General features: G+C 41.6%; 1 protein-coding gene. It reads right to left on the reverse strand.

The genetic code is table 11. The features are described 5' to 3' along the window. Positions 1–418 (reverse strand): hypothetical protein (locus AADEFJLK_RS24925; protein WP_170065263.1); only part of this gene is annotated, 418 nt, incomplete at both ends.

A 418-nucleotide genomic window follows, 5' to 3' on the forward strand; every position in this document is an offset into this window, starting at 1 on the left:
GCTTCGCTTTATCCTCAACCTTCTTTTCCTTACCTGTTGCACGATCACGCTCATAACTTTTTGGCCAAAATTCAGATGCCCGAATAGGTTGGAAAAGTTGTTCAGGCAATAAATCTTCATAGCCAGCATAGTCAATCTGACTTTTATTTTTTCCCGATTCCAATAAAATCTTGCCAGATAAATTAGCATTTTTTATTGTCCCGTGAAATTGACGACGGACTGCGTCGTCACTAAGCCGGATAGCCGTAGTGCAATGCAAATTTGGCGTGTTGTCGGATATGGGTTGCCAAATGGATATACTCCGCAAGCCTTTTAAAAGCGGCAATAATTGTCCTAAGTGAACATCAGTATCTTTATCTAAAATAAAGTCTGGGGGGGTTGTTTCGTCGCCGGGGTAATTTTCAATGATGGAGCCATC

The organism is Methylovulum psychrotolerans, assembly GCF_002923755.1.
Classification (GTDB): Bacteria; Pseudomonadota; Gammaproteobacteria; order Methylococcales; family Methylomonadaceae; genus Methylovulum; species Methylovulum psychrotolerans.